Genomic DNA, 16433 nt, shown 5'->3' with positions numbered 1-16433 from the left:
ATATTTAAAAATCCAATTAAAATAATTAATTTACAGCATATATAAATATACGTAATTAATGAAACCTATACTACAATTATATCGCGGTTATGCCAATGAACAGGAATTAATTGTAATGGGTCATGTATTTAAGAGAACATATGAATATGATTTTCAGAAGAAAAATTTTAAAAATGCCACTTCGATTATTAATCAATTTAGAATAAAAACCATTCAGAATTTTGATGTTTACCTTAAAATTGGCGATCAGGAAATTCACACCAAAACCTTAGACGACGGCTATTTTAAGTTTTGTATTCCACTTGAAAAAGAATTTAATTTTGGATGGATGGAGTACGAAGTGAGCATTCGATACAAAACCGAAATTTTAACTTCTAAAGGAAGTTTTATCAGGCCACATCACGGGAATTTGGGAATTATATCTGATATTGATGACACATTTCTGATTTCGCACACACATAATTTCTTCAAAAAGATATACATTTTACTTTTTAAAAGTGTAAATGATCGAAAGGTTTTTAAAGACGTTGTACCACATTATCAAGCTTTAAGTTCGGCCGGACGAAACAATAAAGAGGAAGAAAATGCTTTTTTTTACATCTCCAGCAGTGAATGGAATCTCTACCATTTTATTGTGAAATTCACCAAAATACATGAATTACCAAGAGCTGTAATTTTATTAAAGGACATTAGACGTGGTATTACAGATTTTTTTATGAGTGGAAGAGGCAATCACAATCATAAATTTGACAAGATAAAACATGTGTTGGAGTTTTATCCGAATCTTAAATATGTATTATTGGGAGATGATTCACAGCACGATCCTATTTTATACGAAAACATTTGTAAAATTTTCCCTGTCACTGTAAAGGCAGTATACATAAGGCAAACCGGCAAATTTCAAAAAAAATCTACAAAGGCTATTTTAAAAAATCTAGAAAACTTAGAGGTTTCGGTTTGTTATTTTAAAGATAGCAGCCAGGCGATCATGCACTCCAAATCGATTGGAATTATTAAATAGTTGTTTCAAGTTTCAGGTTTCACGTTACGATAGGAACCTGAAACTTGAAAACTAAAACAAAGAAAACTAAAAATTAAGAATTAAAATTATCAATTTCTTCCTGAACGACTTCCCAATCTAAAAGTAATTGATCCAAATCTGCTTTCTTTTTATTGTATGCTGTAAAAAATGAAGCATCTTCAATGTGTTTATCATAGTTTGAAGCCAGCATTTTATCGTCGTGTTGAATGTCTTTTTCTAATTGTTTAATCTGACTTTCAACTTTACTCAATCGGTTTTGAAGTGACTTTCCTTTTTTCTGATCTTCGTATGAAGCTTTGTTGGTCTCCTTTGGAGCAGCAGCTTTTGCAACATCTTTTTTCTCGACTTCACGCATGTTTTCAAGATTACGCTGTTCTAAGAAATAGTTGATATCACCTAAATATTCTTTTATTTTTTGGTCTTTAAATTCGTAAACGATATTTGACATTCCCTGAAGGAAATCCCTATCGTGAGAAACCAATAATAAAGTTCCGCCAAATTTTTGAAGTGCGGCCTTTAGAACGTTCTTAGATTTGATATCTAAGTGATTGGTAGGCTCATCCATTAACAAGACGTTAATGGGCTGTAATAACAACTTACAAAGCGCCAAACGGTTACGTTCTCCTCCCGAAAGTACTTTTACTTTTTTCTCAACATCATCTCCACGGAACAAAAATGATCCTAACATGTCACGAACTTTAGACCGGTTTGTATCCATTGCAGCATCTTCCATAGTCTGAAGCAGGGTAATTTCACCATCAAGATATTCAGCTTGATTTTGAGCGAAATAACCTAATTGAACATTATGTCCTAATTTGATATTCCCCTGATATTCAAATTCATTTACGATAGCTTTAATAAAAGTTGATTTTCCCTGACCATTTTGACCCACAAAAGCAATTTTGCTTCCGCGTTCTACCAATAAATCAATATCTTTTAAAATAACTTTATCGCCATAAGCCTTTGTTACATGTTCCGCTTCTACTACCACTCTTCCTGGTTCTTTTGAAACCGGAAAAGATATATTCATTACCGAATTGTCGTCTTCATCAACTTCAATTCGTTCTACTTTATCTAATTTTTTAATCAACGATTGCGCCATTGAAGCTTTTGAAGCTTTTGCACGAAATTTCTCGATTAATTTTTCTGTTTCTTCAATTTTCTTCGCCTGATTCTTTTGAGTCGCCAATTGCTTTTCACGAATCTCATGGCGCAACTCTAAATATTGAGAATAGGGTTTATTGAAATCGTATGCTTTTCCTAATGAAATTTCAATCGTACGATTGGTAACATTATCCAAAAACATTTTATCGTGCGATACAATTACGACTACTCCGGGATAATTACGAAGGAAACTTTCTAACCAAATGATACTCTCAATATCTAAGTGGTTGGTGGGCTCATCCAGTAGCAGTACATCATTTGACTGTAGTAATAACTTAGCCAACTCGATACGCATTCTCCAACCTCCTGAAAATGTTTCGGTTTGATTATTAAAAACTTCTCTTTTGAAACCAAGTCCTAAAAGAATTTTTTCTGTATCTCCCACATAATTATAACCTCCAAGAAGATCAAAACGATGTGTATAATCAGATAAATCTTCAATAATCTGACTGTATTCTTCACTTTCATAATCGGTTCTGGTAACCAATTGATGATTGATTTGTTCTAGTTTTTTTTCTACAATCTTAATTTCGGTAAAAGCTTCATAAGCTTCTTCCAAAACCGTTCTTCCTTGCTCAAAATCGATATCCTGACGTAAAAACCCCATACGGATATCTTTCTCCTGAGAAATAACTCCGGAATCAGGAGCAAAATCTCCTGCTAGCATTTTAAGCATTGTCGATTTACCGGCTCCATTTTTACCAACAAGACCAACGCGGTCTCCGGCGCCTAAACGAAAAGTAACTTCTTCAAATAAATAAGTTCCACCAAATGAAACAGAAAGATTGTGTATATTAAGCATAATTTGTGACTATTGTTACGAGCAGTAAAGGTTTAAAAAATGTACCTTTGTTTAAATTTTTTGCAAATGTTAAAAAAAGGATCCAAACTAAATAGTATTTTAACAGGAAGTTGTCCAAAATGTCAAAATGAGAGCATGTATTCGGACAAAAATCCGCTTCATTTGACTAAAGTTCTCAAAATGAACGAAAATTGCAGTCATTGCGGTTTAAAATATCAAATCGAACCTTCCTTTTTTTATGGCGCAATGTATGTAAGTTATGGACTAAATGTGGCGCTCGGAATTGCCGCATTTATTGTTTCGTTTGTTTTCTTTGGAGCTTCTATCGAAGAATCGTTTTTGACGATCGTTATTACTTTGATCGTTTTGTTTCCATTTGTTTTACGACTCTCAAGAAACTTGTACATCAATATGTTTGTTTCTTACGATCCTAAGGCCGGTCAGAAATAAGGGTTTTTAAATATCTCTTATGAAATCGTTGAATATCAATTTCACGATCTAATGGCATATTATTTTCAATATTGTCATATAAAGCTTTTGCCATTGCTGGTCCGAGCATGACTCCCCGAGTCCCTAATCCGTTAAGGATATGAAGCGATTTACGCTCATGATGAGTACCAATTAAAGGCCTCCTGTCTTTTACTGTTGGGCGAACTCCTCCAAAATGTTTTATGATTTCAAAATCACAAGAAATAATCTCCCTTATACGATCAATTAATTCCCGTTTACCCTCTTCAGTAGGTAAATCTGTTTTGTCCTGCCAATTATAAGTTGCCCCTACCTTGAATAAATCATTGCCCATCGGCAAAATAAAAACACTGGTATTTATAATTACATCTAAGTTTAGGTCCGAAGCCTTAATTACAAACAACTCACCCTTTGTGCCATCTAAAGGCAAATAATTAAAAAAAGGATTTTTATGTAGTCCAAAACCTTCGGCAAAAATAATATGGCGGGCCTGAATATTTTTATACTGAATTCCAAAATCAAAAAACTCAATATAAGAGCTATGAAAGGACTCTTGTAAGAGCAGCTTATTCCGTAGCAAGTATTCTTTATAAGTATCTAATAATAAAGCCGTATCGACATAGCCAGTATGCAAAACTTCTCCATAATCATATGGTGAATCAATACCATTATATTTTGTGGAAATTAATTTTGTGGATAAAAATGGAGCCAAGTTCCTTTTATCCGACGTGGCAAACCAATTATTCTGTTCTTCAATAGAAAAAAACTTTCTTAAAATTGGCATTTTAAAGTTAAACTGAGTTTTAAGTTTTGCTTCTATTTCATTATAAAAATCATCCATCAGAACTAATTGTTCCTGTGCTTTCCAAACTTCGCTAAACCGTTTTAAAATAACCGGATTATATAAACCTCCTGCAACTCTCGATGATACTTGAGACTTATCATCTACAACTATAATAGATTTATTGTTTTTAAGGGCAATTTCAGCGAAAGAAATCCCGGCCAATCCAGATCCGACAATTATATAATCTAACATGTAGTATAGGTAAAAAATAAAAAAACTCTTACTACAAAGGTAGTAAGAGTTTTTGTTATAATGTACTATAAGACACTTAGTAGTTCCACATATCTTGCTCAAAATTACGAATCTTCTCTTTTACTCTTTCAGATTCCAACAACTGACTTTGTGCATTATCTTTAATGTAATCTTTAATTTCACGATCACCATAAACATTTTCTTCTTTATAAATAATTGAATTAAAACGTCTCGAATTCAGTATCTGATCAAATGAAATATTAGCTGCCGAATTTTCAATAAAAACTTTTGCTTCGTTTAAAACATCCCGGGCATTTGGAAAGAAAACCCAAAATAATTCGATGTAATCCTTCTCATCACTATTCATTGTATAAACATCAGGAGTAACTGGACAAATTCCAATTAAACGGTATTTCAGTTCACTTTGCCGTTTGTCAAAATACCAATATCCCTTAATTTTGTATTGCTCAACATCAGCAGCAGTAAGATCTTGTTTTAGAATGTATTCAGCAGGAACTGTCCGTGTAGCTCCAACCGTTTCGTCAACATAGGTTACAACTTTCTTTTTACCAGTACCGGTAATTACTTTTTTCTTTACAACATGAGTTTTATAATCATCCGGATATTGATTGATAAGTTCTCTACCGGCATCCGTTGTATCAATACGAGATAGTGATCCTTCAATGTCTTTCATTGTTTTTTTAGTAGTAAAATAACTGTCTGCATACACTTCGGTAATTCTTCCACTTTTAATCGCTTTGGTCAACACATCATAAAGAGAACGCCTGCCCGGACCAATGTTAGTTGTATCAACCGGAAAATATAAGGGGAAATTAATTTTCTCATTCAAATCAATAATCTCCCAGGTAGTTTTTCCCATCAGGACATCTCTGTCATTTACATATCCGTAAGCCAATGGCCTATCATTATCAGATCTCAGCTGGGCAGCCGACTTTTGGCCAATTTGATCAGCTGTTTTAGCATTTAACAAATTAGATTGTGCACTGGCAGTAGCGTATGCCATAAAGAAAATAGCTAATAAAAAACTTTTCACCTTCATCATCATAAAATTATTTATAACTAACTCAACGAAGTTTTTTTTTATTTTATTCTATTTTTCCTACAAAAAATTAGAAATGGAATAATTGCTTTTTAAGAATAGCGTGGTTAAGAAATAATTAATTTTAAACAAATTCAACACTAAATGAACATTCTATTGCCATACAATAGTTCAAAGCGACATAGACTAAATAAAAAAAACTCTTACTACAAAGGTAGTAAGAGTTTTTTTAAAATGTAATATAGATACTTAGTAGTTCCACATATCTTGTTCGAAATTACGAATCTTCTCTTTTACTCTTTCAGATTCTAATAACTGGTTTTGTGCATTATCTTTCATGTATTCTTTAATCTCACGATCTCCGTACAAGTTTTCTTCTTTGTAGATTACTGCATTAAAACGTCTTGAATTTAAGATCTGATCAAATGAAATTGGCAATGCTGAATTATTGTCGTTAAAGGCCTTTGCTTCATGTAATGCTTCTCTCGCATTAGGGAAGAAAACCCAAAATAACTCAATATAATCTTTTTCATCACTGTTCATCGTATAAACATCAGGAGTAACCGGACAAATTCCAAGCAAACGATACTTCAATTCACTTTGACGTTTGTCAAAATACCAGTACCCTTTAATTTTGTATTGTGTAACGTCCTGAGCAGTTAAATCTTGTTTAAGAATGTACTCTGAAGGTACTGTTCTTGTTGCTCCAACTGTTTCATCAACATAAGTTACAACTTTCTTTTTACCTGTACCAGTAACTACTTTTTTCTTCACAACGTGAGTTTTGTAGTCATCCGGATATTGGTTGATAAGTTCTCTACCAGCATCAGTTGTATCAATACGAGATAATGATCCTTCGATGTCTTTCATAGATTTTTTAGTATTGAAGTAACTGTCAGTATAAATCTCAGTTACTTTACCACTTTTGATGGCTTTCGTCAAAACATCATAAAGTGAACGTCTATCTGAACCAATATTAGCTGTATCTACTGGAAAATATAATGGAAAGTTGATTTTTTCATTCAAATCAATGATCTCCCAAGTTGTTTTTCCCATCAAGACATCTCTATCATCTACATAACCATAAGCCAATGGCTTATCGTTGTCCGAGATAAGTTGTGCAGGAGTCTTAAGTCCTATCTGTTCTGGTGTTTTTGCGTTAAGCAAATTCGATTGCGCGTTAGAAGCGAAACCTCCTGCGATAGAAACTATAGCTATTAAAAAATTTCTTACTTTCATCATGATATCATTATAAGATATTGAACGTAGGTTTACCTACTTTATTATTGTATTTCGTAAATTACCGGAGCAGTACGTGGCAATAAATAACTACCAGCTCCAACAAGTTTAGTTTTAATTTCAGAAATAGTAACCTGATCTCCTCTTCCAGCTTTAGAAAGAACTGATTTACATTGTGCATTTAATTTATTACCATTAACAACAACTGTAGGTTGTCCTGCAATTTTTAAGTTAAATCCAACAACATCTAAACCAACTTCAAAATCAAAATCAAGTAATTTAGCACCAATAGTAGCAATCTCTAAGTTAGATTTAGGTCCTTTAACAACACCCATCTCACCTCTAATTGTACCTGTTGGTCCAGGAATACCTTTAATTCTGAATGATTTCTTATCTGTAACTTTGTCACCGTTTGGTAAAGTTCCTGTAACTGAAATTGTAGTCTCAGTACCTGAACCCGGGCTCATGTTATATTTACCAGGTTTTCCAGCAGAAGCCAGACCTGGAGCACTTGCAACAATTTTGTTAGCATCAACACCAGCGAATGAAACAGAGATTGGGTTAACCACACCTCTATAAACAACATTCATTTTATCAGCAGAAATAGTAGCTGAATTAGGTTTTGGTACTACAACATAAGTTCCTTTAAATTTCAAAGGAATGTTTTTTCCATCCTCTAAGAACGTAAATTGTCCATTAATATCCTGTTCTCCAACACCACCAGCAGTTAATGAAATAACAGCTTGTCCGTTAACGATTTTTCCAGGACCCTGGAATGAAGTTGGTTTAGTGTTTTCGTCATAACGACCTAAAACTACCTTACCTGTAACTTTTTCTCCCTGAAAGTAAGCATTTTTATCTAAAACAACGATTGCCTGATAATTGCTATAAGAAGCAGCAGCAACCGCAGCTTTTCCTAAAGCAGCACTGTAAACATCAGATTCTGCTTTTTGAACGTCATTTTGCCAAGCTGAAAGCTTAGCTAATGAAGCAACTGCAGGAAAACCCTTAAAGTGGTATGCTAAATACTTATCTTTTAAACCTTCTTTGTTTTTTACATCAGAAACATCAAATTTCTTTTCAACCTCAGCTAAAATTGCAGCATATTTTTTGTCTGCTAAAGCAGCTTTCATGTCTGCTTTGTATTTTTCAATTTTAGAGATGATTTCATTTCCTTTAGCAGTATATCCTTCACCAGTAAACCAGTTGTCGATATTATCACCTTTGTCCATAGACTCATAAGGTAATTTTCCTGTTTCTTTGTCAGATTCGAAACCTTTTAAAACATCACCTTTTAAAGAACCGATGTATGCGTAAAATTCTTTCGAAGTTGTTTCAACTTTATGAGCTGTAACTGCAGCAATAGCAAATTCTCCTTTTGCCTCAGCCGCTTTTTGGTCTAACGACATCAATAAACCAGCATTTGATTGTTCTGAAGATGTGTTAGCGCTTTCAAATTTTTCATTCATTAATCCAAAAGCAGATAACACTTCTTTGGACATATTCATTGCTAACATTGCGATGAAAACCAGATACATCAGGTTAATCATCTTCTGTCTAGGGGTTAATTTTCCTCCTGCCATTTTTTTCTAATTAGTTCTTATTAATAAATTTAATATAATAGTTAAAAACTAATTATCCTTTGTTACTCATTGCAGAAAGCATACCACCATAAACACTGTTCAAAGAAGCAATGTTTGCAGTCATTGATTGCATTTGTTCTTTTAATTTAGAAGCATTTTCAGCGATTTCGCTGTTTGCTTGTGCATTTCTTGACGCACTTTCTAATTGTACTTTGTATAAGCTATTTAAAGATTCCATTTGTGCAGCAGCCATAGACATTTCTTCAGCATATTTCTTTTGTCCTGCAATAGAATCTACTGTTGGAGAAATTGCTTTTGCAGCTCCTTCGAAATTTTTGATTGAGTTTCCTAAGCTTGACATTAATTCACCGTCAATTTTAGCTTCTTTCAACATAGCATCTAATTTTTGAGACAACAAGCCTTGGGCGTCAGTTGGAGTCTCTACTTTGTCAGTTTTTTTTCTAGCCTGACCATTCGCTAATTCAGGGTAAACAAGAGTCCAGTCTAATTCGTCGTCTACTGGTTCGAAAGCAGAAAGAGCAAAGATTAACGCCTCAGTTACTAATCCAACAGAAAGCATTAACGTTCCTGTTAATGGTCCGATTTCAAAGTGAGTAATTTTGAATAATGCTCCAATGATTACTACTGCCGCTCCCATACCATAAGCGAAATTCATTGCTTTTTTACTTAATAATGCCATAATACTTTTTTTTAGGTTTTAATAAAATAGATTTGATTTGGTTATTGAATTTAATTGTAATTTACTTTTTCTTTTTTCCGCCAGTTACCTGAGTTCCCATGTAATCTTGTACAGTTCTGAAACCAATGTAACTTCTTGCAGAATCAGCATATTCGTGATCACGTGTACCTACCTGTAGGAAGTAAGCAACATCTTTCCATGATCCACCACGAACCACTTTTCTTTGATTGTTCCCGTCGATAACGTTTGGATTCATCGTTGAAACATATTCATATGCATTTGGATTGTAAGCTGAATCTGTCCACTCTGAAACGTTTCCTGCCATATTATACAATCCGTAACCATTTACATCATAAGATTTAGCTTCTACTGTATACAAAGCCTCATCAGCAGCATAATCTCCTCTGCTTGGTTTGAAGTTTGCTAAGAAACATCCTCTGTCACTCTTAGTATAAGGACCTCCCCAAGGGTAAGTTGCAGATTCCAGACCTCCTCTTGCAGCATACTCCCATTCTGCCTCTGTAGGTAATCTGAAAGCATTTACTAAATCACGTCCTTTTTTCTTAGATTTAATATAACTGTTTTTATTTAAAGTTCTCCATGCACAGAAAGCTTTAGCTTGTTTCCATGTCACACCAACTACAGGATAATCTCCATAAGCTTTGTGCCAGAAATAATCATTATGCATTGGCTCATTATAAGAATAAGCGAAATCTTTAATCCAAACCGTTGTATCAGGATAAATTCCGATTTGTTCTGTTTTAACGAAATCTTTTCTTTTTCCAACTTTAGCTTTAGCAGCAGCCTGAATATCCATCCATGAATAACGGAATTTCAATTTATTCACATCAATTGTTCTTAAACCATTGTATGATTCTTCAATTGGCAAATACATAGAATCCATTACTTCAGTGTAATACTCATCCGGATAAGCTTTAGTATCTTTAATTAACTTAACTTTTTTGTTTAATTTTCTACCAGCATATGGATCATCTTTCGTTCCTACACTATAGTAATTATCATACATATATTTATCATACGCCGTCATCTTATCTGGCTCAGAATCATTAAATGCATAGTCAGCAATACTACCTGCCTTTTTACCCTTACCATCACCAGCGGCTTTTTGTCCTGTTTCATCAGCCAAAATAGCCAAACGAACTCTCATTGTAGAGTCTTTTACCCACTCCACAAACTGACGATACTCGCTATTTGTGATTTCAGTTTCATCCATATAAAATGAACGAACTGTTACCGTTTTAGTTGGAGCGTCTTCTACATTAGCTAAATCAGCATCTGATTTACCCATAATAAAGGATCCACCTGGAACTAATGTCATTCCATAAGGTTTCTCAGGATGCCATTTCCCTCCTGTAACACCAACTAACTCACCCTTGTCACCTGACTTACCACAGCCGATTACTAGTGTTAATATTGCTGCAAATGCAAAAAACTTCTTCATATAAATTTGGGATTATCTATTCATTATTATAAGTCCGTAAACGTATTTATTATTTATCTAAAAAACAATACTAGTTGCGAAATTTATTTTACCGTTCAAAAATAATGTTAAATAAAATAAAAAAAAAATATTTCATCGACAAACTAGCGTAAAAAATCGACGTAAAACGTTAAATTTTATATTATATATTTATTTTCCTACTAAATTATCTTAACTTATTTTTAATAATTCTAAAGAATTAAGATTTTTTTAAAAATTATCTTTTATAAAGCATTTTTTCTTTGTGCTTTCCACCATCTTTCTGGCAATTCTTGATTACAAGCACACAAATATTCTTCATAAGAACACGGTAATAACGTATTTCTTTTTAATTTATTGTTCCCATTTGATACAAATGGAATTTCGATCCACCAACGCTCTGTTTTATCACTTTTGTAAAAGATGAGTTCTTCCTCTTCCAGTGGCACTATGTATTTCAGATAGTTAGTCCTGCTGCCAAATGGATATTCTTTAGAACGATAATGATATCCTTCAATAAAATACCAAACAATTTGGGCGATCATGGCCGACTCATATACGGTACTATTGTGATTAAAGATTCCAAATGATGAAACTTTATCACTAATTCCGGCATATCTTGAAAGCGAACAAATCTCTTTTCCGTTGAAACCATTAGGTTCAAAAGAAATATTGTTACCTGAATCTGAAGATTTTACCGAATTCAAATCAATAGTAACCAAATCAGCATCTCTAAAAACAGGCTCTGCTAAAGCAATATTATTTGAAATTTCCCCTAAACGATAAGCATCAAAGAACAGTTTTTCAATCAAATCAATTTCTTCCTGCGAGTTATAGTAGGTTTGATATCCTATATTACAATAGTTAAACAGGTTATTTGGCTCATCTATAATGATTTTCGTCAGATACGAATTGGCCGAAACCGTTTCGTTTTCCTTACCAAAATCAAATCGATTATCTACAGCAACCATATTTACCATTTGCTCTAAATCGTCATATGCACGATACAAGGCATAGGTCAAATCCTGTGAACCTCCCACGACTATAGGAATAACTTTATTCTTAATTAAAGCAGCCGTTACTTTTTTTAACGCAAAATACGTATCTTCTACAGAATCTCCCGCAAGGATATCACCCAAATCAGCAATTGACGCATCCCAGTTGCCAGGAAACATACTATACAGTTTTTTTCTAACTGCATTCAGGTTAACTTCATTAACCATGTTAATATTTCTCCGATCTTCTAAAACACCTACTATAGCTATATGCACCTTGCTAATATCAGGAAATTGATCCTGAGTATGCAAAACAATTTTGCTACCCAATTCTTGCGAAGACAACGAACTAATGAATTGTAAAATTCCGTCGTTAACTGGTTCTAGAAAATCAAATTCCATTTATTATTTCTTTTTAACAGCTGGCTTTTTAGCCGGAGCTTTCTTTGCTGTTGTTGCTTTCTTTGCTGGTGCTTTCTTTGCTGGCGTCTTTTTCGCAATCATTTCCTGAACTTCGGCCAATGTTAATTTCGTTGCATCAACATCTTTGCTTAGTTCAATTTTGATTTTGCCTTTTGTGATAACCGAGCGGCCCCAACGTGCTTTTTCAACCAAAATTCCTTCGTCTTCCCAATTGTGAAGCACTTTGTCTATATTTTTTTGTAATTTATCTTCAATCAGTTCTTCAACATCATTTTGCGATAAATTATCAAAATTGTATTTTTTGCTCACATTCACAAAAAGACCATTCCATTTGATGAACGGACCAAAACGCCCCACTCCTTTTTGAACTGCTTCTCCTTTGTAAACTGCAATTGGCGCATCAGCTAGTGCTTTTTCGTCAATTAATTCCTGAGCTCTTTCTTTTGTAACAGCAAGTGGATCCTCACCTCTTGGCAGCGAAATAAAAACACTTCCATGACGCACATAAGGTCCGTAGCGTCCATTGCTTACTTCCACTTCTTCGCCTTTATATTCACCTAAGTTTTTAGGCAATAAAAACAAATTCAAAGCATCTTCCAGCGTAATATTTCCAATATTTTGATCCGCCATTAAACTGGCAAATTTTTTATCTTCATCGTCTGCTTCTCCAATTTGAGCCATTGGTCCAAATTTTCCTAAACGAACAGATACCTGTCTTCCATCTGCATCTTTACCCAGAATCCTTTCACCGCTTTCTCTTTCTGCATTTGCCTCAACATCTTTAACATTTGGATGAAACTTATCATAGAATTCCTGCATCATGGTTGCCCAATCTATATTTCCTTCTGCAATTTCGTCAAAATCCTGTTCTACTTTTGCAGTGAAATTATAATCAAGGATATTTCCGAAGTTTTTGACTAAGAAATCAGTAACGATTGTTCCAATATCTGTTGGAACTAATTTCCCTTTATCCGAACCTGTATTTTCTTTCAACAACTTCTCGCCAACTTTATCAGCCTGTAAAGTAAGTTGTGTATAATTGCGTTCCTGACCTTCCAATGTTCCTTTCTCAACATAATTTCTGTTGATGATAGTCGAAATAGTTGGGGCATACGTAGACGGACGACCAATTCCTAATTCTTCTAATTTTTTCACCAAAGAAGCCTCTGTATAACGCGCCGGAGGTCTTGAATATCGTTCTGTAGCTGTAATATAATTGTTAACCAATTTTTCATTCACTTTTAAAGCTGGCAACATTCCTTCTTGCTCTTCCTCGTCATCATCATGCCCTTCTAAGTACACTTTTAAGAAACCTTCAAAAAGCAATACTTCTCCGGAAGCTGTAAAAATTTCACTGTGATTATTCGCTTCAATTTTTACGTTTGTTCTTTCTAATTGTGCATCGCTCATTTGAGATGCCAATGTTCTTTTCCAGATCAAATCATACAAACGAGCCTGGTCACGGTCAATATTTACCGTGTGGCGCGACATATCAGTCGGACGAATGGCTTCGTGCGCTTCTTGTGCTCCTTTGCTTTTGTTGGCAAAAGTTCTCGGTTTCGAAAACTCTTTTCCGTATGATTTTATGATTTCAGCCTCAGCAGCATCCATTGCATCTTTAGAAAGGTTCACACTATCCGTTCTCATATACGTAATAAGTCCGGCCTCGTATAAACGTTGCGCTAATTGCATTGTGATTCCTACTGGTAAATACAATTTTCTGGCAGCTTCCTGTTGAAGTGTAGAAGTTGTAAAAGGTGCTGTTGGAGATTTTTTGGTAGGTTTAGTTTCTAAATCGGCTACCTTATATTTAGATCCGATGTTTTGTTTTAAGAAATCTTCGGCTTCTTTTTTAGTATTGAAGTTTTTTGGCAATTTAGCTTTAAAAGCTTTTCCTGCCTCATTCACAAATTCTGCTACAATTGAATAACTCGCAACGGCATTAAAATTCTGAATTTCGCGTTCTCTCTCAACAATCAAACGAACAGAAACAGATTGTACACGTCCGGCAGAAAGTCCGCCTTTAATTTTTCTCCATAAAACCGGAGACAATTCGTAACCTACCAAACGATCCAGAACACGACGTGCCTGTTGCGCGTTTACTAAGTTATAATCAATTTCTCTTGGATTCTCGATTGCTTTAAGAATCGCTGATTTGGTAATCTCATGAAAAACAATTCTTTTGGTTTTTTTAATATCTAGTTTTAATTCTTCCGCCAAGTGCCATGAAATAGCTTCTCCCTCGCGGTCCTCATCACTTGCTAACCAAACCATTTCGGCATTTTTAGATAGTGTTTTTAGTTTACTTACTAAGGCTTTTTTATCAGGAGAAACTTCATATTTAGGTTTAAATCCATTTTCTACATCTACCCCTATTTCCTTTGATGGTAAGTCTGCTATGTGGCCATAACTTGACTCGACCTGAAAATCACTTCCTAGAAATTTCTCTATCGTTTTCGCCTTTGCAGGTGATTCCACTATTACTAAATTCTTTGCCATTGATCTATTTTTCTGCAACAAAAGTAGAAGTTTTTTTTAAATATCAACCCTGATAATGCATTTTTGAGGTATTTTGATATTATGTTTCTAAAAATTGCAGATTTATCTGTATTCTCACCTATTATATATATAGGTATAATTTTAAATGGATTATGTATCAAGAATGTGCTTTTTACCCGAGTGCCCTAGCCCAGATTGAAGAGAAAAGCCCGGAGTAAAAAAAAGCTGATTTCTCTTGCCAGAAAACAGCGACCAACGAAAGCTCCTTTTGGGTTAGAAAAATTAGCTTATTTTATGAGGACATGAAATCGAAAGCTGGAAATAGCTTCTAATTACCATAATTAAGGTAAAAAGCACCTTAAAATAGAATCATCAACATTTCAAAAAACATTGTTAATTCTTTCTCTGCCATCTTGTCATATTTATACCTTTTGCGTTATCTTTGCACTTTGAAATTATACAATGGAAAAGATTATTGAAGAAAGCAAGCAGGGCGAAAGTCTTGTTTTAGAAAATAAACCGGAGAATACTAAGAAACTTTTTATAGAAAGTTACGGTTGTGCGATGAATTTTTCGGACAGTGAGGTCGTAGCTTCCATTTTATCGATTAACGGATACAATACTACACAAACTCTTGAAGAAGCCGATTTGGTTCTTGTAAACACTTGCTCGATTCGGGATAAGGCTGAACAAACTATTCGTAAACGTCTGGAGAAATATAATGCGGTGAAACGCATTAACCCGAAAATGAAAGTCGGCGTTTTGGGCTGTATGGCCGAGCGTTTGAAAAGTCAGTTTCTGGAGGAAGAAAAAATAGTCGATCTTGTTGTTGGACCTGATGCTTACAAAGATTTACCGAATTTATTGGCAGAAGTGGAGGAAGGCCGTGACGCCATCAATGTAATTTTATCGAAAGAGGAAACGTACGGAGATATTTCGCCGGTTCGTTTGATGAGCAACGGAATTACAGCTTTGGTTTCAATTACCCGTGGTTGCGATAATATGTGTACGTTTTGCGTCGTTCCTTTTACTCGTGGTCGTGAGCGTAGTCGTGAACCTCAAAGTATCATGAAGGAAATTCAGGATTTATGGGATAAAGGTTTTAAGGAAATTACGCTTTTAGGACAAAACGTTGACAGTTACCTATGGTACGGCGGTGGTTTGAAGAAGGATTTTGTAAGCGCTTCTGAAATGCAAAAAGCAACTGCTGTCGATTTTGATCAATTGCTTGAAATGGTTGCCGTTGGTTTCCCTAAAATGCGAATCAGATTTTCGACTTCTAACCCGCAGGACATGCACGAAAGCATTTTGCATGTTATCGCCAAATATCCGAATATCTGCAAACACATTCACTTGCCTGTTCAGTCTGGAAGCAACAGAATTCTAAAAGAAATGAATCGTCTGCACACTCGTGAAGAATATATGATTTTGATTGATAAAATTAGATCTATTGTACCGAATGCGTCGATTTCGCAAGATATGATTGCCGGTTTCCCAACAGAAACAGAGCAAGATCATCAAGATACAATGAGTTTAATGGAATACGTGAAGTATAATTTCGGTTATATGTATTCGTACTCTGAACGTCCGGGAACTTTGGCAGGAAGAAAAATGGAGGATGATGTTCCGGAAGAAACCAAAGCCAGAAGATTACAGGAAATTGTCGACTTGCAACAAAAACACGCCTGGTTTAGAAGCGAGGAATTCGTTGGACAAGTTGTAGAGGTTTTAGTCGAAAAAGTGTCTAAAAAATCAAAAGAAGAGTTTTCGGGAAGAAATTCTCAAAGCATCACAGTAGTTTTCCCAAAAGAAAACTATAAAATTGGAGATTTTGTGAATGTAAAAATTGAAAGCTGTACTTCAGGAACATTGAAAGGAACAGCCGTAGGCTTGAGTGAAATGAATTAAAATTAGTTTCAGGTTTCAAGTTTCAGGTTCTTTG

The 16433-nt window shown here is 34.6% G+C and carries 12 protein-coding genes; 3 read left to right on the top strand and 9 right to left on the bottom strand.

Translation table 11 applies throughout. The features are described from left to right. Positions 1-58 precede the first annotated feature (58 nt). On the top strand, positions 59-1021 hold the full coding sequence (locus ASC72_RS19590; RefSeq protein ID WP_056194846.1) for an App1 family protein: 963 nt from the start codon (positions 59-61) through the stop codon (positions 1019-1021). 73 nt (positions 1022-1094) lie between these two features. On the opposite strand, the gene ASC72_RS19585 is transcribed toward ASC72_RS19590, so the two are convergent. Further along, entirely contained in the window at positions 1095-3008 is a 1914-nt protein-coding gene (locus ASC72_RS19585) for an ABC-F family ATP-binding cassette domain-containing protein (protein ID WP_056194843.1), read from the bottom strand. 66 nt (positions 3009-3074) lie between these two features. On the opposite strand from ASC72_RS19585, the gene ASC72_RS19580 reads away from it, so the two are divergent. Beyond that, positions 3075-3458, top strand: coding sequence for a DUF983 domain-containing protein (locus ASC72_RS19580; RefSeq protein WP_056194840.1), 384 nt, complete (start codon positions 3075-3077; stop codon positions 3456-3458). Here ASC72_RS19580 and ASC72_RS19575 read toward each other — a convergent pair. The 8 genes from ASC72_RS19575 to topA form a co-directional block, all read right to left on the bottom strand. Continuing rightward, a complete protein-coding gene (locus ASC72_RS19575) occupies positions 3439-4512 on the bottom strand; it encodes an FAD-binding oxidoreductase (RefSeq protein WP_056194837.1) in 1074 nt (357 codons plus the stop codon). The two genes, ASC72_RS19580 and ASC72_RS19575, sit on opposite strands and share 20 nt — an antisense overlap. Before the next feature lie 76 nt (positions 4513-4588). Further along, the gene (gene gldN, locus ASC72_RS19570) at positions 4589-5572 is read right to left on the bottom strand and encodes a gliding motility protein GldN (RefSeq protein WP_056194834.1); all 984 of its coding nucleotides are present in this window, start codon (positions 5570-5572) and stop codon (positions 4589-4591) included. A gap of 249 nt (positions 5573-5821) precedes the next feature. Continuing rightward, positions 5822-6811, bottom strand: a complete 990-nt coding sequence (gene gldN, locus ASC72_RS19565) for a gliding motility protein GldN (RefSeq protein ID WP_056194832.1) — start codon at positions 6809-6811, stop codon at positions 5822-5824. A gap of 44 nt (positions 6812-6855) precedes the next feature. Next, positions 6856-8394, bottom strand: coding sequence for a gliding motility protein GldM (gene gldM, locus ASC72_RS19560; protein WP_056194828.1), 1539 nt, complete (start codon positions 8392-8394; stop codon positions 6856-6858). Between the two features lie 52 nt (positions 8395-8446). After that, positions 8447-9094, bottom strand: a complete 648-nt coding sequence (gldL, locus tag ASC72_RS19555) for a gliding motility protein GldL (RefSeq protein ID WP_056194827.1) — start codon at positions 9092-9094, stop codon at positions 8447-8449. Between the two features lie 61 nt (positions 9095-9155). Then, on the bottom strand, positions 9156-10556 hold the full coding sequence (gene gldK / locus ASC72_RS19550) for a gliding motility lipoprotein GldK (protein ID WP_056194824.1): 1401 nt from the start codon (positions 10554-10556) through the stop codon (positions 9156-9158). Positions 10557-10819: 263 nt separating this feature from the next. Further along, entirely contained in the window at positions 10820-11971 is a 1152-nt protein-coding gene (locus ASC72_RS19545) for a formimidoylglutamase (RefSeq protein WP_056194821.1), read from the bottom strand. Positions 11972-11974: 3 nt separating this feature from the next. Then, entirely contained in the window at positions 11975-14491 is a 2517-nt protein-coding gene (topA, locus tag ASC72_RS19540) for a type I DNA topoisomerase (RefSeq protein ID WP_056194819.1), read from the bottom strand. 462 nt (positions 14492-14953) lie between these two features. On the opposite strand from topA, the gene miaB reads away from it, so the two are divergent. Then, positions 14954-16399, top strand: a complete 1446-nt coding sequence (gene miaB, locus ASC72_RS19535) for a tRNA (N6-isopentenyl adenosine(37)-C2)-methylthiotransferase MiaB (protein WP_056194816.1) — start codon at positions 14954-14956, stop codon at positions 16397-16399. The last annotated feature ends 34 nt before the right edge of the window (positions 16400-16433 follow it).

This window comes from Flavobacterium sp. Root420 (genome assembly GCF_001427905.1).
Lineage (GTDB): Bacteria > Bacteroidota > Bacteroidia > Flavobacteriales > Flavobacteriaceae > Flavobacterium.
This window is presented reverse-complemented; position numbering and strand designations above follow the sequence as displayed.

What these genes read in the sequence shown, in the direction of transcription:
- miaB (WP_056194816.1), top strand. Translation starts at nt 14,954, where the DNA reads ATGGAAAAGATTATTGAAGAAAGCAAGCAGGGCGAAAGTCTTGTTTTA.
- gldM (WP_056194828.1), bottom strand. Translation starts at nt 8,394, where the DNA reads ATGGCAGGAGGAAAATTAACCCCTAGACAGAAGATGATTAACCTGATG.
- ASC72_RS19585 (WP_056194843.1), bottom strand. Translation starts at nt 3,008, where the DNA reads ATGCTTAATATACACAATCTTTCTGTTTCATTTGGTGGAACTTATTTA.
- gldK (WP_056194824.1), bottom strand. Translation starts at nt 10,556, where the DNA reads ATGAAGAAGTTTTTTGCATTTGCAGCAATATTAACACTAGTAATCGGC.
- ASC72_RS19575 (WP_056194837.1), bottom strand. Translation starts at nt 4,512, where the DNA reads ATGTTAGATTATATAATTGTCGGATCTGGATTGGCCGGGATTTCTTTC.
- ASC72_RS19545 (WP_056194821.1), bottom strand. Translation starts at nt 11,971, where the DNA reads ATGGAATTTGATTTTCTAGAACCAGTTAACGACGGAATTTTACAATTC.
- gldL (WP_056194827.1), bottom strand. Translation starts at nt 9,094, where the DNA reads ATGGCATTATTAAGTAAAAAAGCAATGAATTTCGCTTATGGTATGGGA.
- topA (WP_056194819.1), bottom strand. Translation starts at nt 14,491, where the DNA reads ATGGCAAAGAATTTAGTAATAGTGGAATCACCTGCAAAGGCGAAAACG.
- gldN (WP_056194834.1), bottom strand. Translation starts at nt 5,572, where the DNA reads ATGAAGGTGAAAAGTTTTTTATTAGCTATTTTCTTTATGGCATACGCT.
- ASC72_RS19590 (WP_056194846.1), top strand. Translation starts at nt 59, where the DNA reads ATGAAACCTATACTACAATTATATCGCGGTTATGCCAATGAACAGGAA.
- ASC72_RS19580 (WP_056194840.1), top strand. Translation starts at nt 3,075, where the DNA reads ATGTTAAAAAAAGGATCCAAACTAAATAGTATTTTAACAGGAAGTTGT.
- gldN (WP_056194832.1), bottom strand. Translation starts at nt 6,811, where the DNA reads ATGAAAGTAAGAAATTTTTTAATAGCTATAGTTTCTATCGCAGGAGGT.